At 62.3% G+C, this 22,194-nt stretch carries 21 protein-coding genes and 1 tRNA gene; 17 read left to right on the top strand and 5 right to left on the bottom strand.

Annotated elements, in window-relative coordinates; all coding sequences use genetic code 11:
- The first annotated feature begins 581 nt into the window (after nucleotides 1-581).
- The 10 genes from ACQY7R_RS00625 to atpC all read left to right on the top strand — a co-directional run bounded on the left by ACQY7R_RS00625 (nucleotide 582) and on the right by atpC (nucleotide 9,375).
- Nucleotides 582-848 carry a hypothetical protein gene (locus ACQY7R_RS00625; RefSeq protein ID WP_428303666.1) on the top strand — a complete coding sequence of 89 codons (267 nt, stop codon included), beginning with the start codon at nucleotides 582-584 and terminating at the stop codon, nucleotides 846-848.
- A 109-nt stretch (nucleotides 849-957) separates the two neighbouring features.
- Entirely contained in the window at nucleotides 958-1,371 is a 414-nt protein-coding gene (locus tag ACQY7R_RS00620) for a hypothetical protein (protein ID WP_428303665.1), read from the top strand.
- Between the two features lie 50 nt (nucleotides 1,372-1,421).
- Entirely contained in the window at nucleotides 1,422-2,732 is a 1,311-nt protein-coding gene (gene atpB, locus ACQY7R_RS00615) for a F0F1 ATP synthase subunit A (protein WP_428303664.1), read from the top strand.
- Nucleotides 2,733-2,800: 68 nt separating this feature from the next.
- Entirely contained in the window at nucleotides 2,801-3,163 is a 363-nt protein-coding gene (gene atpE / locus ACQY7R_RS00610; RefSeq protein ID WP_428303663.1) for an ATP synthase F0 subunit C, read from the top strand.
- Nucleotides 3,164-3,233: 70 nt separating this feature from the next.
- Entirely contained in the window at nucleotides 3,234-3,866 is a 633-nt protein-coding gene (atpF, locus tag ACQY7R_RS00605) for a F0F1 ATP synthase subunit B (protein ID WP_428303662.1), read from the top strand.
- 66 nt (nucleotides 3,867-3,932) lie between these two features.
- Nucleotides 3,933-4,577 carry an ATP synthase F1 subunit delta gene (atpH, locus tag ACQY7R_RS00600; RefSeq protein ID WP_428303661.1) on the top strand — a complete coding sequence of 215 codons (645 nt, stop codon included), beginning with the start codon at nucleotides 3,933-3,935 and terminating at the stop codon, nucleotides 4,575-4,577.
- 80 nt (nucleotides 4,578-4,657) lie between these two features.
- Nucleotides 4,658-6,196 (top strand): F0F1 ATP synthase subunit alpha, encoded by a 1,539-nt coding sequence (atpA, locus tag ACQY7R_RS00595; RefSeq protein WP_428303660.1) that lies wholly within the window; start codon nucleotides 4,658-4,660, stop codon nucleotides 6,194-6,196.
- A gap of 64 nt (nucleotides 6,197-6,260) precedes the next feature.
- Nucleotides 6,261-7,142, top strand: coding sequence for an ATP synthase F1 subunit gamma (atpG, locus tag ACQY7R_RS00590; RefSeq protein ID WP_428303659.1), 882 nt, complete (start codon nucleotides 6,261-6,263; stop codon nucleotides 7,140-7,142).
- 243 nt (nucleotides 7,143-7,385) lie between these two features.
- The gene (gene atpD / locus ACQY7R_RS00585; protein ID WP_428303658.1) at nucleotides 7,386-8,828 is read left to right on the top strand and encodes a F0F1 ATP synthase subunit beta; all 1,443 of its coding nucleotides are present in this window, start codon (nucleotides 7,386-7,388) and stop codon (nucleotides 8,826-8,828) included.
- A gap of 97 nt (nucleotides 8,829-8,925) precedes the next feature.
- Nucleotides 8,926-9,375: an ATP synthase F1 subunit epsilon gene (gene atpC / locus ACQY7R_RS00580; protein ID WP_428303657.1), complete on the top strand. Its 450-nt coding sequence runs from the start codon at nucleotides 8,926-8,928 to the stop codon at nucleotides 9,373-9,375.
- Between the two features lie 129 nt (nucleotides 9,376-9,504).
- Here the strand turns inward: atpC and ACQY7R_RS00575 are convergent, their stop codons facing one another.
- A complete protein-coding gene (locus ACQY7R_RS00575) occupies nucleotides 9,505-11,151 on the bottom strand; it encodes a trypsin-like peptidase domain-containing protein (protein ID WP_428303656.1) in 1,647 nt (548 codons plus the stop codon).
- 112 nt (nucleotides 11,152-11,263) lie between these two features.
- On the bottom strand, nucleotides 11,264-13,069 hold the full coding sequence (locus ACQY7R_RS00570; protein ID WP_428303655.1) for an endonuclease: 1,806 nt from the start codon (nucleotides 13,067-13,069) through the stop codon (nucleotides 11,264-11,266).
- 153 nt (nucleotides 13,070-13,222) lie between these two features.
- Here ACQY7R_RS00570 and ACQY7R_RS00565 point away from each other — a divergent pair, with 153 nt between their 5' ends.
- Entirely contained in the window at nucleotides 13,223-15,088 is a 1,866-nt protein-coding gene (locus ACQY7R_RS00565; protein ID WP_428303654.1) for an adenylate/guanylate cyclase domain-containing protein, read from the top strand.
- 140 nt (nucleotides 15,089-15,228) lie between these two features.
- Here the strand turns inward: ACQY7R_RS00565 and ACQY7R_RS00560 are convergent, their stop codons facing one another.
- Nucleotides 15,229-15,681 carry a hypothetical protein gene (locus tag ACQY7R_RS00560; RefSeq protein ID WP_428303653.1) on the bottom strand — a complete coding sequence of 151 codons (453 nt, stop codon included), beginning with the start codon at nucleotides 15,679-15,681 and terminating at the stop codon, nucleotides 15,229-15,231.
- Nucleotides 15,682-15,863: 182 nt separating this feature from the next.
- A complete protein-coding gene (locus ACQY7R_RS00555) occupies nucleotides 15,864-16,253 on the bottom strand; it encodes a hypothetical protein (protein WP_428303652.1) in 390 nt (129 codons plus the stop codon).
- A gap of 616 nt (nucleotides 16,254-16,869) precedes the next feature.
- On the opposite strand from ACQY7R_RS00555, the gene ACQY7R_RS00550 reads away from it, so the two are divergent.
- The 4 genes from ACQY7R_RS00550 to ACQY7R_RS00535 all read left to right on the top strand — a co-directional run bounded on the left by ACQY7R_RS00550 (nucleotide 16,870) and on the right by ACQY7R_RS00535 (nucleotide 20,772).
- Nucleotides 16,870-17,565, top strand: coding sequence for a hypothetical protein (locus ACQY7R_RS00550; RefSeq protein ID WP_428303651.1), 696 nt, complete (start codon nucleotides 16,870-16,872; stop codon nucleotides 17,563-17,565).
- A gap of 123 nt (nucleotides 17,566-17,688) precedes the next feature.
- Complete coding sequence (locus ACQY7R_RS00545) at nucleotides 17,689-19,374, top strand: FAD-dependent oxidoreductase (protein ID WP_428303650.1); 1,686 nt, start codon at nucleotides 17,689-17,691, stop codon at nucleotides 19,372-19,374.
- 332 nt (nucleotides 19,375-19,706) lie between these two features.
- Nucleotides 19,707-19,780, top strand: a tRNA-Asp gene (locus tag ACQY7R_RS00540).
- Nucleotides 19,781-20,226: 446 nt separating this feature from the next.
- Entirely contained in the window at nucleotides 20,227-20,772 is a 546-nt protein-coding gene (locus tag ACQY7R_RS00535; protein WP_428303649.1) for a PE-PPE domain-containing protein, read from the top strand.
- A 71-nt stretch (nucleotides 20,773-20,843) separates the two neighbouring features.
- Here ACQY7R_RS00535 and ACQY7R_RS00530 read toward each other — a convergent pair whose 3' ends face one another.
- The gene (locus ACQY7R_RS00530) at nucleotides 20,844-20,969 is read right to left on the bottom strand and encodes a hypothetical protein (RefSeq protein ID WP_428303648.1); all 126 of its coding nucleotides are present in this window, start codon (nucleotides 20,967-20,969) and stop codon (nucleotides 20,844-20,846) included.
- A 133-nt stretch (nucleotides 20,970-21,102) separates the two neighbouring features.
- Between ACQY7R_RS00530 and ACQY7R_RS00525 the strand changes: the two genes are divergently transcribed.
- Together ACQY7R_RS00525 and ACQY7R_RS00520 are read left to right on the top strand one after the other, a co-directional pair.
- Nucleotides 21,103-21,600 (top strand): hypothetical protein, encoded by a 498-nt coding sequence (locus ACQY7R_RS00525; RefSeq protein ID WP_428303647.1) that lies wholly within the window; start codon nucleotides 21,103-21,105, stop codon nucleotides 21,598-21,600.
- 349 nt (nucleotides 21,601-21,949) lie between these two features.
- The gene (locus tag ACQY7R_RS00520) at nucleotides 21,950-22,144 is read left to right on the top strand and encodes a hypothetical protein (RefSeq protein WP_428303646.1); all 195 of its coding nucleotides are present in this window, start codon (nucleotides 21,950-21,952) and stop codon (nucleotides 22,142-22,144) included.
- The last annotated feature ends 50 nt before the right edge of the window (nucleotides 22,145-22,194 follow it).

Here is a 22,194-nt window from a genome sequence, read left to right as displayed (position 1 = left end):
GCTCGAACGGCGAAACTGATGTCCCGTCGCTGCGACGCGATGGCAAATCGGGCGCCGTCATGCGCTCCCTTCTCCCTCATAATAGATATTACCGTCCCTTTCCGCAACTAAATTCCCTTAGAATCGATACGTAACCACTTACCAAGAAACAGTTTACGTCCACCGAGGGAGGCCACCGCAGCGGCCCCAGGGGATGGCTTTTTTCGGATTGCGCCGCAGGGTGGCTAAATTATGTTCAGGGCAGCACGGCTACGTCGACGCAACGCTATATAAATCAAAGAGTTAGTGGGGCGTGGGCAGACTTTGTGAAAAAAATCACAAATTCTGTTTCTGGGTGGTTGACACACCTCTTCGCGCTAAATAAATTGTGCTGGCATAGGGCCTTACGATTTCTTAACCACCCCTTGTCCAACATCTGGCCAGGGAATGGAGAGCTCAGAAGGTGCTACTCAACGCATTTCCCTGCAATGACTTGCAGCTTGACACTCAGGTGCAGCGGCCACAACCGCTTCGTCGTGAGTCAAGCGTAATCACGTGTCTGAAGATGCGACGAGAACTGTAACCGGAGGCAATCGGCTCGCATGGCAGACGACCCCATTCACCCAATGGGGATTGCCATGCTGTGGGTGGGGCGAATTTTCGCAGCCGCCTTGATGATGGTTCTTCCCGGCGTGGCGGGCTTTTGGCTCGACAAGCGATTCGGGATGGGTTTCATCGGCCTGATTGGATTTGGTTTCGGGTTGGTGGGCGGCATGATTTACCTCATCTCCGCGACTCGCGCGACGGAAGTCGGGCGAAGTGAAGCGGCTCGGCCGAAGGCCGGGCAGGATCCGCCTCAGGCGCCGTGAACTCACGGCGCGTCGAGGCTACCAGGCAAGGACGCTGCAAAGGCGCCTCTCCCGCGCGGAGGGTTCGCCACGGAGCTGGCGCGAGCGATCGCGCTGGCGAACAACACAAGTGCTACGAGCGGCAAAATACATCGCGATTCTCGGACTCTTCCTGGCGGCGGTTGCTGCTGTCTCGGGAGCTGTCGCCGCACGGCAATACGGGACCGGCGCCTACCTCGCGAGCGCCGTCTCGGCCACGATGATCTGGGCAGTCGGCTCGCTGTCGCTGCTGATCGTCGCCCTCGCCCCCACGCCGGCCGCTCGCGTCAACGCCGCGTTGCTCGGCATGCTCATTCGCATGGGGCTGCCGATGCTTGCACTCATGTATTTCACGAAATCGAATCATCCCCTCGCTGCCGAGGGAATTGTGGGTCTGTTGGTCGTGCATTACCTACTGGGGCTGATCGTCGAGACGCTCCTGTCGGTCCGTCTGACCTCCGCTTCGGCGACGCCGGCAGTCAACACGACGCCCGCCGCCAGTTAGTTCGCACCGTATTGATTACCAGTCGCTCCGCCTTCACGAAGTAATTGGACATGTCCTCCCCGATCCTTCATATCAAAGACGCGTATTACTTCGAGGTGCCGCGCTTCTTGAAGAAGTCGGAGTTGAAGTCGCGCAGCGAGTTCCCGGAACACTACATCCGGCTCGATTCCGAATACCAAGACTGGGAAGCGAAGCGTCAGTACGAAGGGCTCGCAAAGCTGAAGAATCTGCAGGGCTTGCCCGCCGAAGGTTCGCTGATGAACCAGTACCACGCGTGGGTCCACGCCGACGGCAACTTTGCGAAGCCGTTCGACCGCTTCCTTGAAGAAGCGCCAAGCCAAGCTTGGTTCCAAAAGCAGCTCGGTCTGGGAGGCTTTGCTTTCTCCTCCGAGCCGAAGCAGATCCCGAACGAGTCGGACGACGCCTACGCGGCTCGCCTCACCGCCTGGAACGCCGCGAAGTCCCGCGCCGAAGCTCTGCAAAAGAGCTGGACTACGATCAAGACCAACGCCGAGAACGTCAAGGAATACCTCGACACGACTCCCGATTGGTCGCCGGCGAAGCTCGCCGAATACAACCATCAGCTCGACGGCAAGATTCTGATTCCGCAGCCGTTCGGCAAGTTGAAGAACAACTACGAACGCGAGTCGGGCTTCGCGATTTCTAAGTTCATGATCTTGGAAGCGGTGGTCGCCCTGATTCTGATTGCCGTGTTCACGATCCTGGCGGCGAAGATTCGCCACGGGAAGGTGGTCCGCGGCAAGCTGTGGAACATGTTCGAAGCGTTCCTGCTGTTCATTCGCGACGACATTGCTCGCCCCGCGATTGGGCATCACGACGCCGACCGCTTCGTGCCGCTGCTGTGGACGATCTTCATGTTCGTCCTCGGTTGCAACCTACTCGGCATGCTGCCGTGGGTGGGGGCGCCGACCGGTAGCTTCAGCGTGACGTTTGGCCTCGCGATGGTGACGTTCGCGACGGTAATTGTCGCCGGCTCGCTGCGATTCGGCATCGTCGGCTTCTGGAAGAATCAGGTTCCTCACATGGACCTGCCGTTGCCGCTGGCAATCGTCATTGTTCCAGGCTTGTTTGCCATCGAAGTCGTTGGCCTGCTCATCAAGCACTTGGTGCTGAGCATCCGGTTGCTCGCGAACATGGTGGCCGGCCACTTGGTGTTGCTGGCGATCATGGGCTTGGCCGTGGCCGCGGCCGCGAGCGCGAATTGGCATCTCACCGCGACGATCTCGGTGATCGGCTCGGCGTTGTTCAGTCTGTTGGAGTTGTTCGTCGCCTTCCTGCAGGCGTACGTGTTTACATTTTTGTCTGCCCTGTTCATCGGCGCTGCGGTGCATCACCACTAGCCGAGCGTTCGAGGCAGGGTTAACGCTGGAACTTTCAGAGTTCTTATTTTTCTAAGGAGCTTACTGTCGTGACCAAGGTAGCGAAGCTGTTTGCAATGTGTTTGGTGGCCTCGTTGGCGTTGGCCACTCCCGCTTGGGCCCAAGAAGAGGAAGGCGCTGACGTCGCGGCCGCTCCGGCCGTCGTCGCCGCCCCGGCTGCCGCTGGCAGCGCCGCGCTGATCACCTTCTCGGGTGCGTTCGGCGCCGCCCTCACCACGATTGGCGCCGCCTACGGCATCGGCAAGCTGGCCAGCGCCGCTCTTGAGAGCATGGCCCGTCAGCCCGAAGTCGCCGGCAACATCCAAACGGCGATGATCATCGCGGCCGCCCTTATCGAAGGTTTCACCTTCTTCGCGTTGTTCATCTGCATGCAGCAGAATCCGTGGGGCTAAGCGGTAGAGGCGGAGTCGCAAGGCGCCTGCCGTGGGCGGCGCCATGTTTCCTCGTGATGCGAGAGCTGAAATGCGCGGGATTGTTTGGGTACTGTTGAGCACGCTGGCCTTGTTGCTGGTCGGGTCGAACCACGCCTACGCCGAAGCGGCGCACGGTTCGCACGACCTAGGTCACGGCGACGCCGGGGCGTCGTTGGAAGATCCGTCGGAGATCCGCGGTGATCTGGCGATCTACACCTTCGCCGTGTTCATGCTGCTCTTAGCAATCCTGGGTACGCTGGCTTGGCCGAAGATCAGCGTCGCTCTCACCGAGCGTGAGAAGCGGATCGAGGACAACATTGCTTCCGCCGAAGCAAAGAGTGAAGAAGCGAAGCGGCTGCTGGCTCAGTACGAGGCCAAACTGGCCAGCGCCGCGGCGGAAGTGCGGGCGATGCTTGAAGAAGCTCGCAAGGACGCCGAAGCAACGAAGGAGCAGATCATCGCCGAAGCTCGGGCCGGCGCCCAAGCCGAGCGTGATCGGGCGGTTCGCGACATCGATCTCGCGGCCGACCACGCCATGAAGAACATTGCCGAAACCAGCGCCAACCTCGCGGTGGATCTGGCCGGCAAAGTGATTCGCGAGTCGATCAACCCTGCGAAGCAGCAGGAATTGGTTCGCGTGGCACTCCAGAAGCTGCAAGCTTCGAACGTGAGCAACAACTAGATTTTCGCCAGTACGCCAAAGCCCATTTAGACCTGCCGTTCGCGGCGGGCACGCCTGGGAAACCACATGTCTGAATTCATCCACGCCGATCGCGATCAGGAAAACGTCTTCGACGTCGACGCCGAGCGACTCGCTCGCGTTTACGCCGAGGCAGGTCTGAACGCGGCCGGCAGCATTGCCGAACAAGAGTCGGTGGTGGCGGAGTTGGAAGCAGTGGTGCGGGACGTGCTGTCGGTCGATCCGCGGGTCGGAGAGATTTTCAGCTCCGAGCTGATCGACTCGGACGAAAAGGTGGGGATGCTCGACCGGATCCTCGGCAAGCAAGCCTCGCCGAAGACGCTCAACTTGCTCAAAGTCATGGCTCGCCACGAGCGACTGGGCCTGCTCCGCGACGTCGCGAAGGCGGCTCGCAAGATGTGGCAGCAGCGTTCGGGCCGCATTCCGGTGGAACTCGAAACGGCCAACGAACTCGACGCGACGCTGGAGAAGGAAATTCTAACCGCGTTCGGCGGCGTGCTGGGGGCCGATCCGATCGTCACCCAGCGAGTGAATCCCGAGCTTATCGCCGGCTTCGTGATTCGCGTCGGCGATCGCGTCTACGACGGCTCGGTGCGAACCCGGCTGGAGAAGATGCGGCTCGCGATGATCGAGCGGGCCGTCGATGCGATTCAAAAGACGCCGCAACGGTTCGTCGACAAGACGACCGCCTAAACGACAACAACGGCGAGCCTCGTGCTCAGCCGCGAATTCATAACCGATTACACGGTCACCAACCAAAAATAAGATTTGCCATGAAGTTCAATAGCGACGAAATCGCATCGGTTATCCAGAAGGAAATCGAGAACTACGCCGCCCAAATCGACGTCCGCGAAGTCGGCCGCGTGCTGGAAGTCGGCGACGGCATCGCCCAGGTCTACGGCCTCTCTGGCGTCATGGCCGGCGAGATGGTCGAGTTCTCCAGCGGCCCGATCGGGCTGGCGTTCAACCTCGAAGAGAACTCGGTCGGTATCATCATCCTCGGCGACTACCTGTCGATTAACGAAGGTGACGAAGTCCGCTCGACCGGCAAGCTGCTCAGCGTCCCGGTGGGCGAAGCCCTCCTCGGACGCGTCGTCGATCCGCTCGGCAACCCGCTCGACGGCAAGGGCCCGATCGTCACCAGCAAGCGTCGCGACGTGGAAGTGATCGCCACGGGCGTCGCCGAACGCAAGCCGGTGACTGAACCGCTGCAAACGGGCATCAAGGCCGTCGACGCGATGACGCCGATCGGTCGCGGTCAACGCGAACTGATCATTGGCGACCGCAAGACTGGCAAGACCGCCGTCGCGCTCGATGCGATCATCAATCAACGCGGCTCGGGCGTGAAGTGCTTCTACGTCGCCGTCGGTCAGAAGGAATCGACCGTGGCCGCGGTGGTCGAGCGCCTTCGCGAAACGGGCGCCATGGACTACACGACGGTGATCGTCTCCGGCGCCAGCGCCCCGGCGCCGCTGCAGTACGTCGCTCCGTACGCCGGCACCGCGATGGCCGAAGAGTACATGTTCAACGGCGGCCACGCCCTGATCGTTTACGACGATCTGAGCAAGCAAGCCGTCGCCTACCGTCAGCTGTCGCTGCTCATGCGTCGTCCGCCAGGCCGCGAGGCGTTCCCCGGCGACGTGTTCTATTGCCACAGCCGGTTGCTGGAACGTTCGGCCAAGCTCAGCGACGCCCTCGGCGGCGGTTCGCTCACCTCGCTGCCGATCATCGAGACGCTCGAAGGCGAAGTGTCGGCCTACATTCCGACGAACGTCATTTCGATCACCGACGGACAGATTTACCTGCAGCCCGACTTGTTCTTCGCCGGCATCAAGCCCGCCATGAACGTCGGTATTTCGGTTTCGCGCGTCGGCGGCGCCGCCCAGATTAAGGCGATGAAGAAGGTTGCCGGCGGTTTGCGTCTCAACCTCGCCGCATTCCGTGAATTGGAAGCATTCGCTCAGCTCGGTACGGAACTCGACCCCGACACGCAGTCGCGTCTCGACCGCGGTTACCGTCTGGTCGAATTGCTCAAGCAGGGCGTCTTCAACCCGCTCAACATTGTTGACGAAGTGCTGGTCATTTACGCCGGCACCCGCGGTCACCTCGACAAGGTTCCGGTCAACCGCGTGCAAGAGTGGGAAAAGACCTTCCTCACGTTCATGGCCGATCAGAAGCCGGAGATTCGCCAAGCGATCTCCGACAGCAAGGACCTGTCGGACGAGACGGTCCAGCAGATCGAAGCCGCGCTGAAGGAATTTAACTCGCAGCACGACTTCATCCCGGTCGTCGACGATGCGATCATCGCCTAGCGCGATGCACCGCAACCGCAGTAGCAGTCACTAACGCCAACGTTCTTCAGCCTTACGCCACGCCATGGCCAATCCCAGAGCACTCGACAAGCGCCGCAAGTCGATCAAGAACATCCGCAAGATAACGCGGACGATGGAATTGATCGCCACCGCGCGGTTCAAGAAGGCGATGGATCGCGCTTCGGCGGCTACGTCGTACACGCAGCGAATCACGCAGCTGGTGAACGACCTGACGCGGACGGGCCTCCAAGTGAGCCACCCGCTGCTTGAGAAGCGCGACGAAGTGAAGAAGGCGACGCTGCTCGTGCTGACCGCTAACCGCGGCCTGTGCGGCGGCTTCAACGGCAACCTGCTTCGCGCGGGCCTGCTCCGTTGGAAGGAAATCAACGAAGAAGTGCCGGAAACGCGGCTCGAAATCGCCGGTAAGCGCGGCATCGCCGGCTTCAAATTCCGCGGCTACGAGGCGGAACACGCCTACACCCACTTCGAAGACAAGCCGAGCTTCGACGAAGTCGACGTCCTGGCGACCCGCTATCTCGACGAATACCAATCGGGCCAGCTCGACCGCCTCGACGTCGTCTACATGAAGTTCGACAGCATCGCTCGCCAACACGTGGCGATCGAGACGCTGCTGCCGCTCGGTTCGCTGGGCGCTGAAGCGAAGGAAGAAGAGACGACGGGACCGCAGATTCAATACGAATTCCTGCCATCGCCGGAGAGCATCTTGGAAGAAGTCGTGCCGACCAGCTTCAAGGTGCGGCTCTTCAAGTGCTTTCTTGACTCGGCCGTGAGCGAGCAGATCGCTCGCATGGTCGCGATGAAGAGCGCCACCGAAAACGCCGGCGACCTGATCAAGCAACTGAGCATGCAATACAACCGCGCCCGCCAAGGCCGCATCACCTCCGAGTTGATGGACCTCATTGGCGGCGTTGAAGCTTTGAAATAATACGAACTAAGAAAAAGTCTCTCGCAGAGGCGCGGAGACGCAGAGACGCAGAGACGCAGAGACGCAGAGAAATATGCAGAAAGGGAGAGAAGTAAAGCAACTGTAGAGAGGTGACTTTTGTCACTTCACCCAAGTTCATTGCCGACTTCTCTGCATTTCCTCTGCGCCTTTGCGCCTCTGCGAGAGAATTTAAAAACAGAAGACTTCGTTAGACTCCGTCCTACGAATTAGCCAAAGACGAATATGTCCACCGCAACTGCCAAAAACATCGGTCACATCACCCAGGTCATCGGTTCGACGTTCGACGTCGAGTTCGCCGAGGATCAGCTCCCCGCGATCTTCAACGCCGTGAAGATCAAGTCGGAGAACAAAGGGGTGAAGATCAATCTCACCGGCGAAGTGCAGCAGCACTTGGGCGGCGGCCGCGTCCGTTGCATCGCCCTCGGCGCCACCGACGGTTTGATCCGCGGTCAAGAATGCGTCGACACCGGCGCCCCGGTGTCGGTTCCGGTCGGCAAGGCGACGCTGGGTCGCGTCTTCAACGTCACCGGCGACGCGGTCGATGGTCGCGGCCCCGTGGCGGCTGAAGAGTATTGGCCGATCCACCGTCAAGCTCCGCCGCTGTCGGAACTATCGACGAAGACCGAGCTCTTCGAAACGGGCATCAAGGTGATCGACCTGCTCACCCCGTTCGTCCGCGGCGGTAAGGCCGGGTTGTTCGGCGGCGCCGGTCTCGGCAAGACGGTTATTCTCACCGAGCTCATCGCTCGTATCGCGTCGGCTCACGGCGGTTACTCGGTGTTCGCCGGCGTCGGCGAGCGGACTCGCGAAGGGACCGACCTCTGGCTCGAAATGCAAGAAGCGAAGATCGGCGACACCGGCCGCAGCGTTATCGACCAAACCTGCATGGTCTTCGGTCAGATGAACGAACCGCCGGGTTCGCGTCTCCGCGTCGCCCTGTCGGCCCTGACGATGGCCGAGTACTTCCGCGACAAGACGGGCGCCGACACGCTGCTGTTCGTCGACAACATCTTCCGCTTCTCGCAAGCGGGTAGCGAGGTGTCGGCTCTGCTTGGTCGTATGCCGTCCGCGGTCGGTTACCAACCGACGCTCGCCTCCGAAATGGGCGCCCTGCAAGAACGGATCGCCTCGACGAACAAGGGCGCCATCACCTCGGTGCAAGCCGTGTACGTGCCGGCCGACGATCCGACCGACCCGGCGCCTGCCACCGCGTTTGGCCAGCTCGACGCGTTCATCTACCTCGAGCGGTCGATTTCGGAAAAGGGCATTTACCCGGCGGTCGATCCGCTGGCCAGCTCCAGCCGGATTCTCGATCCGCAGTACGTCGGCGAGCGTCACTACAACGCCGCCCGCCGCGTTCAAATGACCCTGCAACGTTACCGCGAACTGCAAGACATCATCGCGATTCTCGGCGTCGACGAACTGAGCGAAGAAGACAAGCTCATCGTCCACCGTGCTCGCCGCATCGAGCGGTTCCTGTCGCAGCCGTTCCTCGTGGCCGAAGTCTTCACCGGCAAGCCGGGCGAAATCACCCCGCTGGCCGACACGATCCGCAGCTTCGAAGAACTGTGCGACGGCAAGTGGGATCACCTGCCCGAAAACGCCTTCATGTACGTCGGCCCGATTGAACAGGCCGAAGAGCAGTGGAAGAAGACCCGCAAGTAGTATTCGCTGTTTAGCGGTCCATTCGCGGCATGCGGGACAGCCCCGTCGCCGCCCGGCCGCCGACCACGCACCGAGCCCGTACCCCCGATAGACGACCATGGCCGCCCACGCCGAAACTTCGAGCCACTCGACGCCCCATGCAACTGGGATTTCCGGAGAGCTGCGCGTCGTCGTCGTGACGCCGGAGCAAACGGTGCTCGACGCGACGAGCGACTTCGTGGCGCTGCCGCTGTTTGATGGCGAACTTGGCGTCGCGCCGGGGCACGCGCCGATGATCGGCCGCCTCGGCTACGGCGAACTGCGGATCGGTCACGGCGAAGGCCAGCGGTACTACATCGACGGCGGCTTCGTGCAGGTCGTCGACAACGTCGTTTCGGTGCTCACCAACCGCGCGATCGCAGCGCCGAAGCTTGATGAGACGAAGATCGGGGAGACGATCTCGTATCTGCTGACGACTCCGGCGGCCGGCGACGACGAACTCAACCGCCGCGACCGAGCGCTCGCCCAGAGCCGGGCTCAACTCCGCGTTGCTCAGCACGCGAAGTAACACCGCATTCTTGCGATGCTTCTAACCCCGGGCTCCGCCCGGGGGGCGGTAACCATTTTGGTTGGCGTCGGCTCGCGATCTGCCACCCCCGGGCGGAGCCCGGGGCTAAGAATGCGGCGCCATCCGCGTTCAATCTTCCCAGATGTCGCGTAGCTTCTCAGACGCCTGATAGCGAATCCCCTCGTCGGTGAGAATCTCCTCCGTCGCCGCCTCGATCTCGCTGCGGCGGAAAACGAGCGATTCGTTGCGGTCGTCCATTTCGAACCGCAAGAACTCGTCGGTGCTATCTCGCAATAGTTCGCCGAGGTGGCGGAGGTTCTTCACGGCCACGCCGTTGACGCTCTTCACGACGCCGAGGCGATTGTCGTAGCCCTTGGCAATGGTGTGCGGAAAGAGTCGCGTCGCGATGACGACGAGCTCCTCGCCCGGCTCGGCAGGCGGGTCGTACAGCCGCTCAAGGATCGGGCTATTGAGCCACAACAGCATGCCGCTGCCGTTCGCCCCCAGCCCGCGCACGTATTCCTGCGATGCCGCCTCGAAGACCATCGGCCCGTAGATGAAGTACTCCGGATAGCGGTCCTTCAGGATTGGCACTAGATAGTCGCGATCGGGCGACACGGGGACCTGTACCACCTGCGATTTGCCGTCCCGAAACACCGTCAGCTCGACTTTGCCGTCGTTCGCCAACCGAGGGATGTAGTACTGAAATCGGAGCCGCAGCCCCTCGCGGACCTCGACGTACCCCTGGTTATCGATCGCATGCGGGCCGATGTGGGTGATGACGTCCCACGGCTCGAGCGGATAGTCGTCCGCGTCGCGGTAGGGCTCGGTAACGACGATGCCGGTCACTTCGCTCGGCATCTTGAGGAACGCCCGTAGCGCTTCGTTTTCAGCCGTTTGGTACTCGTCGTACATCTGCGGATTGCCGTCGTATTGGCCGTCCGCGGCGTCCTTCAGGAACGATTCAATCTCTTCGGGCGGAATGAGGTAGCCGATGTTGTCGGCCTCCTGAATCTTGCTGAAGACCAGCCCGGCGATCTTGCCGTCCTGGATTGCCGGCCCGCCGCTGTTGCCGGGGTTGAGAGCCGCATCGACCTGCACCCGCGTGCCCCAGGCGCCGTAGTTGTAGCTGGCGTACTCAATCCGCGAGACGATGCCGTCGGTCACCGACAGGTCGTCGCCCCCCTGGGGATAGCCGTAGACGCTAATGTGCGATTTGAGCTTCGGTAGATCGGTCGCCAGCGACAGCGGCGTGATGCCGTCGAGCCCCGCCGGATCGACTAGCTCGACGAGCGCCAAGTCGATGCCGGGGGCGATCGCGATCACCTTGCCGCGGAGCTGGTCGCCTCCTTGGCGGAGTTGCACGAGGACTTCGCTCGCGTGCAGCACGACGTGGGCATTGGTGAGAATCCGCGGCCCGGCGATGACGACGCCGGAGCCGGACGACTTCGCCGGGCTCGCCTTCGTCCAGGGGCGGAAGAAATCGGGCGCCCGCGAGGTGACATTCAGCTTCACCACCGTCGCCTCAATCGCCGCGTCGGCGTCGGGTTCCGCGGCGGGTTGCTCCGCCGCCGGCTTTTCTGCGGCCGGTTCGTCCGCGGGGTTGCTCGCCTTCTCGGCGACAGCCTCGACAGCCTCTTTCACCGCTTCGACCGCTTCCTGAACAGAGGCGGGAGCTTCGGGCGTCTCGCTCGCGGGCTCCAGCCCATACAGCAGGCTCGGCAACAAGGCGAGCGACAATGCCAACGGCCAACGACATCCACGGAGCAACTTCATCGGGGCGCTTTCCAAAGGACGAGCAGGTTGGAATCAACCAATCGCTCGCCATTGTGGCCAGAAAGCGGCGCGAAAAGCAAACAGTCGGGCAGGCTGCAGTTTGAGCTCGAACCTACGCGGCGCGACGGCGACGCACGGCCGTCACGGCGAGCCCCGCCGCTAAGGCCAAGCAGCAGGCCGCGGGCTCCGGCACGGCCGCGACCGGCGAGGCGCCGCTGCCGTACTGCGTCTGCCAGATGGCGAGATCGGCGGCGTCGACCAAGCCGTCGCCATTTGCATCGCCCGTGGCGAGCGACGCCGAGCCGCCAAAGCCGCGCTGCCACGAGAGGAAGTCAGCGCCATCGACGAAGCCGTCGCCGTTGAAGTCGGCGTTTTCCACTGGCGCCGCCGAAACGACGCCGCTGAGCGTGAGCGACATGCTCCCTAGCGACGTGGCGCCGGAGAGGTTCTCGTCGGAGAAGTTAAGCGAATAGGTCACCGAAAACGCCCCGGGGGCGAGCGTGTTCATCGACGCCGTGAAGCCGTAGCCTGCGCCCGCGGCAAGCGTCGCGGCGCCCTGGAACGGCGCCAGCGTCGTGCTAAACGCCGCGGTGTCGCCGCTGCCGAGGATCGCGTCGAGATCGAGCCCCGCCGTGTAACCGGCTGTCGCTTCCAGATTGAACAGTGAGAACGCGAACGTCGGCGCCGGACCGCCGAGGGAGATTGTGCCGAAATCATAGGTCAGCGAGTTCGCGTCGTTTCCCGCGGCGAACGAGGGGTTCGCGTGGCTGAGAACGCTGAGGTTCACGGTGGCAACGTCATTGGCGTCGTTCCCCCCGCGACCCGCGCCGCCGGCCGTGGTGACGTCGAGGTTATCGACCGTCACGGTTCCGGTCTTCAACCCCGCGGCAGCGGTCGAGGTCGTCAGGCCCACGTTGATTGAGCGGCTGCCGGTCACGCCCGTGTTAAACGCGTTGTAGCGTCCGGAGACGGTGCTCGTGGCAGCTCCAGCCGTCGTCACCGAGTAGTACGTCCCGTTCAGACCTGCTTTGTTGAGCGTGATGCTCTTCGCCGCAGGAACCGCTCCGCCCACGATCACGCGGCCCATGTCGACCGCCAACGCCGAACTACCGTCGGCGCCGTTGGTTCCGCCTTGGAACGACAGCGAACTGTCGTTCGTTTGGTTCATGAAAATCGACCAGACATATTCAGGGCGATCGGTGAATGGATTGCGGTTGTGCTGGTAGTCGTCGTAGATCACCTGATTGCGGCGACGCTCGAACGAGTCGGGCACAGCGGCGTAGTGCCACTCGATCATTCGCGTGAGATTGCCGAGTCGCGCAGCCGTCGACGTGTTGCCTGTCGAGACGAGCTCCAGATCCGACGTCCCGCTGTCCGCGCCGTCGTACCGCACTGCCATGTAAAACTCTTGGCGGGCGATCATCCCGGCGTCGGCGTCGCCCGGGTACCATACGGTCGTACCGCCGTCGCTTTTGACGCCAAACGTTTGGCCGAATGCCCCGCCGAAGTGAAGGTTCCCGCGATCGCTGTTCACTTGCGTGGTCGAAGCTCGCAGGTTGAACAGGTCGCTCACCGCGCGGCCGCCGCTGCCAAGCCGACTTTCAGGCCAGGTGTGCTCACGATTCCAAGTCGCCGCATTATCCCACGCGGCCGTGTTCGAGACGCGGTTGTAGACGAGCAAAATCCGATTGGCGTTGTTCGGATCGCGGTCGGTCACCTGCAGCGCAGTGCGGGCGCCGTCGTAAGAAATCACCGTATTGTTATCGATGACGTCATGTAGCTGCGACTTGAGCGTTGCCCCCGTGCCGGTGGCGGTCGCGTAATAGTTGGCGGGGGGGTCGTATGATTGCGCGGTCGCGAGGCGGGGGATGGAGACGAGCGCGCAAACAACGGCAAGCAGGAGGGGGGAAGATCGCATTCGCCCATCCTAGCTCAGCATTTCGCCTGAAGCCAATGTTGGGGGCCGCAGAATTCGAGCGGTTTGCTCAGCCGAGCTCCCCATTTCCCCGGCCCGTCCGGTACACTGGGCCTATTGCGGTGTTCCACCTTTCGCCCGCTGTATGTGTCGTCGATGTCGACAGCCGATTCGAAGCCTGAAGCCCCCGCCGCCCCCGAGCCGGCGCCGATCTATCCGCTCTTTTGCTACCGCCAGCGGCAGCGCGTCCTGGCGACGCAGCTCGATACGACGCTTGAAATCGGCCGTCAACGCGAAGAGGAACCGGCGCCCGTGGTTCGTATCGACAGTGCGCTGGGAGCGCGGGTGATTCTCGCCCCCATCGACGACGTCGCGATCTCCCGCTCGCATGTCGAGGTGGCCCCGACCGACTCGGCGCTTGTCCAGATCCGCAACCTGAGCGCGACGCAACTGGTGCGGATTTCGCCCAACCAGACATTGGAGCCAGGCGCTTCGACGCGAATGGCGCCGCCGGTGTTGCTGCAATTCGGCGACTACGCCGTCCGCGTCGACCCGCCGGAAGACGAGCAACTGCAGCTCGAAGGCTTGCCCGAACGGACGATTCCTCCCGGCCGAATCGCACCGCCGGCTTCGGCGGCGATGCTGGGGGCGACGTTCGACGAAGGACGGCTGCTGCGGTGGCTCGAAACAATTCTTGGCGTGTTTCAGAGCGCTGCCAATGCTCACGACTTCTCGGAGCAGGCTGCCCGCGCTGCCGTGAAGATTGTGGGCCTCGACGCCGCTGCCGTTCTCCGCTGTGAAGAAGGTCGCTGGAAAACCGAAGCGCTCTATGCCGCCGACCAACGTCCCGGAGAGAACCAGTCGGGCTGGGCGCCGAGCCAGACGCTGCTCGGCTGGGTGCGCCGCGATCGTCGCACGTTCCGCCACGTGCCGCCCACGGGTCCCGACACGCCGCGCAGCCTGCAAAACGTCTCCGCGCTTGTCGCCGCGCCAATCTTGAATGGGGCAGGGGAGGTGATCGGCGCGCTCTACGGCGATCGCCGTCGCGGCGAGCGAACAGGCGGCATGCCGATTATCACCGAGTTCGAAGCGAAGCTCGTCGAACTTCTCGCCAGCGGCATCGCCGCAGGTCTCGCGCGCCTGAAGGAAGAGCAGGCCGCCGTCGCTGCGCGGGTGCAGTTCGAGCAGTTCTTCACTCCGCAGCTCGCAACGCAACTGCAGCGCGACCCTGGCTTACTGGAAGGGCGCAACGCGGAGGTGACCATTTTGTTCGCCGATATCCGCGGCTTCAGTCGTATTGCCGAGCAGCTCGGCCCCGACCGCACGATGGCGTGGATCCAGGACACAATGGGCGCCCTCTCGGAATCGGTGCTTGCCTACGACGGCGTGCTCGTCGACTACATTGGCGACGAACTGATGGCGATGTGGGGCGCCCCGGCGCCGCAAGCCGATCACGCTCGCCTCGCCTGCCTCGCCGCGCAGCACATGCTGGAACAACTCGACGCGATCTCGGCAAGATGGCAGGATGAGTTAGGCGCCCCGGTGCGGCTCGGCATTGGCCTGAATTCCGGCGTCGCCCGCGTCGGCAACACTGGTTCCGCGCTGAAATTCAAATACGGGCCGCTCGGCGATGTCGTGAATGTCGCTAGCCGCGTCCAAGGGGCTACCAAGTACCTCGGCGCCGATTGCCTCATCACGGGCGAGACGCTCAAGCGGCTTCCCGCCGAGATCGCCAACCGCCGGCTCGCGCGTGTTCGCGCGGTGAACATCGCGCATCCGATCGATCTGTACGAAATCGTGCCAATTCCTGGAGACAATTGGGACCAGAAGCGGACCGCTTATGACGCCGCGCTCCGCGCGCTTGAGCAAGAGAACTGGCCGCAAGCCACCGACGCTGCCGACGCTCTCGCGATGGCATATCCCAACGACGCGGCGATTGCTGCCCTCGTGAAACGAGTCGCCTCGGCGGATCGCACCGAACTGCCGGGCGATACGTCCGTGTGGCAGTTGCCGGGGAAGTGATCACGCCCGCAGCCTAATCTCTACGCGTCTCTCCGCGCATAAAAATGCCCAGCTTCGAAGGCTGTTCGAAGCTGGGCCGATGCGCCAAGCACTGGGCGTGGGCCGCCCGTCGCACGGCTTGGCTCGATTACGTCAACAACTTAGCGGCTGCTGTACTTCCGCGGATCGGTCTTCGGCAACGCGTACTTGTCTACGTGAGCGCGATGGTAGTGACCGCTGGAGTACATCGGTTGTACCGTCGTCGCGCGCTCAACGCTCGGCACGGCGGTAGCTGGTTGGCTCAACGCCGTCGAATTCGGCGTCGGTGCATAGGAGAACCGACGACCTTCGACCGGCGCCTGTGCCACCGCAGCTGGAGCGGGAGCCGCAGGCGCGGCCGAGATCGCGGATTGGACGACAACTGGTTGCGAGCTTTGCCGCGCGACGCGGTAGCCGTGATTGACGTGATGGCGACCTTCGTGCAATTGCGTCCAACCGCCGCCGCCAAAATGGCCGCGGGCCTTTTCCGTGCCAATCACTTGGCCCGCCATCGCACTGCTGGCCAACATCGAACCAACCACTGCCGAAAGAATCAAACCTTTGTAAGTATTCATGGAACACCTCCGCCAAGACATTTGGGTTACGCTTGCCCCGCAGTCGCTCGACACGAGCAGCTGAACACCGGGGTCATATCCGTCGGCCGATCTCACATGAGCTTCTGGAGAGCGAACCGACCGTCAAAGGAAAGGGTGAGAATGCCTATGCGTTCACGCTGCCGATGCATGCGTCCAACGCTTCACACCCGCCAACAGACTCGGAAGGAATAGAGAGTTCGCGCCGGCGTCGTGAAGGACGCAGCGGTTGCTGAGGTACGCGAGGCATTAGCCGTCGCGTAGTAACTGCGATCGCGCGGAGAATCGTTCTCCGCAGCGAGTTGATTGCTTGACTCAATCTCAGAACGACTCGCCATCAGCCCGCCGCCGCAGCGTACCATTGGCCGCGACGCGGCTCGGTCGACGCGGAACGTGTTGGTCGCTAGTGCTGATCTCGACGCGCCGCAAGTCGCCGGCAGGTTGCCTTCTAGCGTCGCCGCCATGGCGGCTGGAGAACAGCACATGCCGACGCTCAATCCGCAGACGAGCGTAACGACAATCAGGCGACGGATGGTCGGGGCGATGAAGGACATCTCATTGAATACTACGACTGGAACTGCCTGATCGCCCGACCAATCAGGCTTACCTTACGCAGATGTAATTTCGATAACAGCGACCCGTTTGGACCGCTTTTGACGCTGCCTCCGCATCTGCCGCCGTCGCTCGGCGCCCGCCGCACAGGCAGCGATCGCCCCCCTCTTCAGCAGCCGGCGTTTCACCCATCGCGACCCGAGCGGGCGGCTTCGGCCGCAACTCGTCTCACCTCAGCGACTTGCGGCGTCTGCGAAAGTTTTTGCGGGCGAGGCACGGGCATTGCCTAAGGGAGCAGAACTGCCGTTTCCATCACCGCCCGCTCCCTCGGACGAATCGTTGTCTCCCCGCCGCCCCCACTCCTGCCGCTTAACTGCCGCGATCCTCGCGATTGGCCTGCTGCGTTGTGCGACCGTTAGCGCGAGCGAACCGTGTGAGGCGAAAGCCCCTAGCTGCGAAGCACCCTATGCGGCCGTGCCTGCTGTAAGCGTTCCAACGGCAGTTCAGCGTCGTGGCGCTTGGTATGTTGCGACCTCCGTGAACTTCCAAGTCTGCTCCCTGCAAAGCGCTGCCTTCGCCGTCCAGACAGCGGAGGCCTGCGAGAAGTTGCGCAACGAGTTGGCCACGAAGTGCGGATTCAATCAAGCCGCTTGGAACCCGCGATGCCACGTCGTGCTGCATGCCAGCAGCACGACGTACGAAGCAACCGTCGGCGCGGCCGGTCGCACGACCTTTGCGTCGGCACTCGTGAAGCGCACCCATGGCGGCATCGCGTCGCGCCAGATCGACGTGCGCAGCGACGTCGACGACTTCCTCACCGCAGCGCTGCCGCACGAACTCTGCCATGTGCTCCTCGCCGACTATTCGCCCGAGCTCCCCCTGTGGTGCGACGAAGGACTGGCACTACAGTTCGACTCGATCGAGAAGCAACAACTGCACGATCGCGATCTTCGTAGCAGTTTATTGAGCGGTCGCGCCCTGCCGCTGGAGTCGCTCCTGACGCTCCGCCAGTATCCCGCAGCTGAAGACTGGCCTGCGTTCTACGGTCAAAGCGCTTCGGTCGTCCGCTGTCTGCTGCAACTCGGCGGCCCCGAAAAGCTACTGCAGTTTGCGGAGCTGCAACAATCGCGCGGCGTCGATGCAGCGTTGCGCGAACTCTATGGCCTTCGCAACGCTGGCCATCTTGCCGAAAGCTGGCACGACTCGCTCCGCGGTTCTTCGGCGACGCCCCTGCAGCTGGCGTTCAGCCCTCCGATCTCGCCGCAAGCGGAGTTGGAACCCGGCAGCTTCTTCGACCTCGCCAAGGCGCGCTAGTCGGCCTCTGATAGTTGCGATCCGTCGGCCCATCTGCTTAGATGGCAATGGTCTCTTTTGCTTCGCTCGCACCGGCGGCCTGCTATTCCCCGAGCCGGCGAGCTGCACCTGCTGAATACCGACATGCCTGTTCGCGTGCTCGTCACTACCGCCATCGCGTTTGCTTTCTGCACCGCCACAACTGGTAGCTTGCATGCCGGCGAACCGATCGTCGCCGACGTCGTCGTTTACGGCGGCACATCGGGCGGCGTCGTGGCGGCTGTCCAAGCGGCGCGTCTCGGCAAGTCCGCCGTCATCGTCGAACCTGGCCGCCACCTCGGCGGCATGACCTCCGGCGGCCTCAGTTGGACCGACGTCGGCAACGCTCCCGATCGCATCAACGCGATCGGCGGACTCGCGCGGGAAGTCTACCGGCGAATTGGCGCCGAATACGGCGTTGCTCCCGGCGAAGAATTCGACCCGCCCGCGAGCGACGATGAGACTCGCATCGGCGTCGACTTCGCCAAGCCGGCTTCGCTCTCGTTCGAGCCGAAAGTTGCCGAGAAAGTTCTCAACGAACTCGTCGCTGCCGCCAAGATGAGTGTTTACTACTCCGCGCCTCTCGCATCCGTCGAGAAAGACGACAATCGCATCAAAGCGCTTGTCGCCGGCGATGGTCAACGGTTTTCCGGGCGCGTCTTTATTGATGCAACCTACGAAGGCGACCTGCTCGCAGCCGCGGGGGTTTCCTCAACTCTCGGGCGTGAGGCGAATGCCCAATACGGTGAAACCGCCAATGGCATCCAAGCCCCAGCGAAGAAACCTCCCGCTGGCCGGTTCGTCGTGCCGCTCGATCCCTACCGCACGCCGGGAGACGCCGCGAGCGGGCTGCTCCCTTACTTGCTGCAGTCTGGCGACCCCGGCCAACTCCGCGCGGCCGACCGCAGAATTCAGAGCTACAACTACCGCCTCTGTCTCACCGATCGGCCGGCCAACCGTCTCCCCATTGCACCGCCCGCCGACTACGATCCCGCGAATTACGAACTTCTCGCCCGCTGGATCGCCGCACGGCAAGCGGCCGGCGAGCAGCTGACGCTCCGCAGCTTTTTGAAATACGATCCGCTGCAGAACGGCAAATACGATTTCAACAACCGCTGGCCCATTTCCACCGATTTCATCGGCGGCGCCGACGAGTATCCGGAGGCCAGTCCGGCCCAGCGTGCTGAAATCGCGCGCCGCCACGAGGACTATCTCCGCGGGCTGTTCCACTTCTTGGCCACCGACGAGCGCTCGCCGCCCGCAGTTCGCGACGAGATGGCGCGCTTCGGCCTCTGCCGCGACGAGTTCCTCGATACCGGCGGCTGGCCCCATCAACTCTATGTTCGCGAAGCCCGCCGCATGGTGAGCGACTTCGTAATGACCGAGCATCACTGCACCGGCGCCGCGGTCGCCCCACACTCGATCGGCCTCGGGACTTACGGCATCGACATGCACGCCGTGCGGCGGATTGTCCATGCGGGCCAACCGGTCAACGAAGGGAGCAACAGCGTCTCCGTGCCGCGTCCGTACCCCATCGCTTACGACGCCATCGTGCCGAAGCAGGGCGAGTGCGACAACCTGCTCGCCACGTTCGCGCTCTCCGCCAGCCATGTCGCCTTCGGGTCGATTCGCATGGAGCCGGTCTTCATGACGCTCAGCCAATCGGCCGCCACCGCCGCCGCGCTCGCGATCGACAACGACTCTGCGATCCAGGAAGTCGACTACGAGGAACTCCGCGAGCAGCTCCTCGCCAACGGCCAGGTGCTGGAGTGGAGCCAGCCCGACCGTTAAAGGCGGTGCGGTCCCCCGTTGGATTGGTCGACTGTCGGGCACTTGTCGGGAAAATTTCTCCCTTGCATCGCTCCCTCCCGCAGGAAGATCACGGCAATTTCGGCCCAAAAATAAGGGCCGCGAGGCATTGAACCCGTAGCCGCTAATTCGCGTTCAAAAACAGCCGGTCGCTCGCCGCCACCCCGCTTGTCGATCCCCAGTTCGCGAGCTATATTTCTTGCTTCAGGGGTGCTTCGGCCCCCTGGCCAATGAGCCCCGCGGCGGGCTAGGCCGGTGTCGGAACTTCTGACTGCCGTGAACCTTACGCCCCGTCACGGCCTCTCTCGCTACACGGCGCTGTAGCTCAATTGGTTAGAGCACTGGACTGTCGATCCAGAGGTTGCGGGTTCGAGCCCCGTCAGCGTCGCTTCTGAAAACCCTGCGTTCCTCGACTTCAAATCGAGGGCGCAGGGTTTTTTCATGCGCTCGGCGGATTTGGCGCCTCGTCCACGCCGAGCTGACGCCTCCCGGTGGCAAGCGTGAACCATCCTACCGGACGACGAGATGTTCGCCGCCGCGGCGACCCGCTTTTCCACTTGCTGCCATTGGGCCTGCGGCGAGCAGCGGTGGAGCGTGCTCACGGCCCTATTCCGACCCGCTGGTGGGATATTACGCCGCGTGGACCTCAGTACCGCGGGAAACGTCGGCAAGAGCTGTGACGACGACACGGCCAGCCCACGGCCGCAGAATCTGCGCAGCCCGCCCAGCTCGTTGCCTTCTCGCAACGCCCCTTGGTTGCCTGTCCGCATCATTTCGCGCAGTAGGCTTCTATCAATTACATCTCTTCTCTAATACTTTTCGTAGGGTAATCACATGAAACCGATCGGTTTCGTCGCTGCGGGGAACCCCAGCGGACCACGAGCGGGCGCGGACGTGACAGCGGAGCGCGAAATCACCAGCCCCGCCACTTCAACCACGCCACATGGCGGGGACGCATTTATCTCCACCTTCGCGACTGCAGAGACTTCTGACTCGTCTCTAGCAACGGGCTGGAGCGCTGCCGCGGAGTTCGCGCGTACTAACCCAGACCGATCAGATGGCGGGAACCTCAGCTTCACGCTCATCGGCAACCCGAATAGACCTCAGGGGGGGCTCTGGGAGAGAATGGGGGGACAGTGGGACTCCATCCCCATCATTTCATTCCCATTCTCTGGCGCGGTTCCCTCCTCGTCCGATAGCTGGATCGCATTTAAAGTTTTGTCCGAAGCCCCAGCGATGCCGATGGCGAATCTGTTCGAACAAATAGCGAGAACACTTCTTCCCTACAACGGGCTCGCTCCGCAAGCATCGCCCAACGACGCCGTCACGATCAGCCCAGAGGCCCAAGCGGCCGCTGATGTGTTGAACTCTACCAGCTAATTGGCTGCTTGGAGCCTTCGCCATTGGACTCGGCGTCCAGCGGCGAAGGCTCGCCGCACAGGCGCTCAAAATCATTTGAGCGTCATCGCCTCGGTCCGGGCAATGAGCGTTGGCGCGGAGCGGCGTCGCTCGAATTGCTGGCGAGCTTCACGCCATTGGGTCTGTGGCGAGAAGCCGCGGAGCTTGCAGATTTCCATTTCCGACTCGCTGGTGTGATTATGGGGTCACCCAAACGGGCGCCCAATATACGCGCGTCGGAATAGAGTGGAATACCAAGTCTCGTAGATGGTTAGGCAAGGAGGCGGCGCCCATTGGGGTGGCGGGCGCCCGATGGGCAAGATGAGGGCGAAAATTGACCACCCCCGCTGGGTGCAATATCCTGTTACCTGCACAGCAGAACAGGAGAATCGGTTGATCAGAACCCTACTAGTCGCCGCGACGATCGCAACTGTCAGTCTCAGCCAAACGGAAGCTGGCGCTGCGATCATTGAATTGACTACTGGCGCAGGGAGTCCACATTTCTACGGCACAGTGTCGAGTAGCGGATCAAATACGCGAAACTCGCTCACTCTCGGCAAATCTCCAGGAAGAAATGACAGCGCATACTACCGTGCGTACTTGGTGTTCAACCTTGAGAGCATCAACGGACAAGTTACTGCAGCGGAATTGGTGATGCGAAATGGGTCGGTAGACAGTCCGGATGCTGCAGAGACTGTTGCGCTGTACGATTTCACAGCTACTATATTTGAAATTCAGACGCAGTTTCCGCTGTGGCGGTTTGGTGACCTCAATACGGTCACCATGTACGGATTGAATGCCGACTTTTGAAGTTCCGCATCGCCCTCATCGATTCGAAGCTTTCCGCTGAATGCGTCCGCAGTGGCCGCAATTAACTCGTCGGTCGGCACGTACTTTATGATGGGCGCTTCAATTGCCTCGCTCAATCAATCGCTAACGCGTGAACTCATAAAGCCCACCGACGAAACGCGAGAAATGACCTTACGTCTGACCGCCGTTCCTGAACCTGCAGCCGCATTTCTCGCCGTTACTGCGATGCTCGGCTTTGCATCGCTTCGCCGCCGGGCAGTCGCCTAATCGGTTATCTATCCGCCGCTCCAGCCCGATATAATGATCGTCTGCCTTAGACGCCCACAAGGGACGTAAGCCGCGGCGTGTGATGCCACGAATCGAACTCAGCGACGACGAATTCGCCATGCTGAATTGGCTGCGCGAGTTCAACAGCTTCGCGACCGTCGAAGCCGAGACGGCCCACAGCCTTCTAGCCCAATCGCTGTTGGTTCTCGAAAACTCAGCAGCCGTCATTTCGGAGGCTGTCATTGAGTGGCTGGATAGCGAACCGTTCTTTTGGTAGCGGTTTGCCCCCACTCTCCTCCGCCAGCTACAATCGCCCGCAGCCAAAAC

Origin of the sequence: Lacipirellula sp., assembly GCF_965279485.1 — a bacterium.
In the GTDB taxonomy this organism is placed as follows: domain Bacteria; phylum Planctomycetota; class Planctomycetia; order Pirellulales; family Lacipirellulaceae; genus Lacipirellula.
This window is presented reverse-complemented; position numbering and strand designations above follow the sequence as displayed.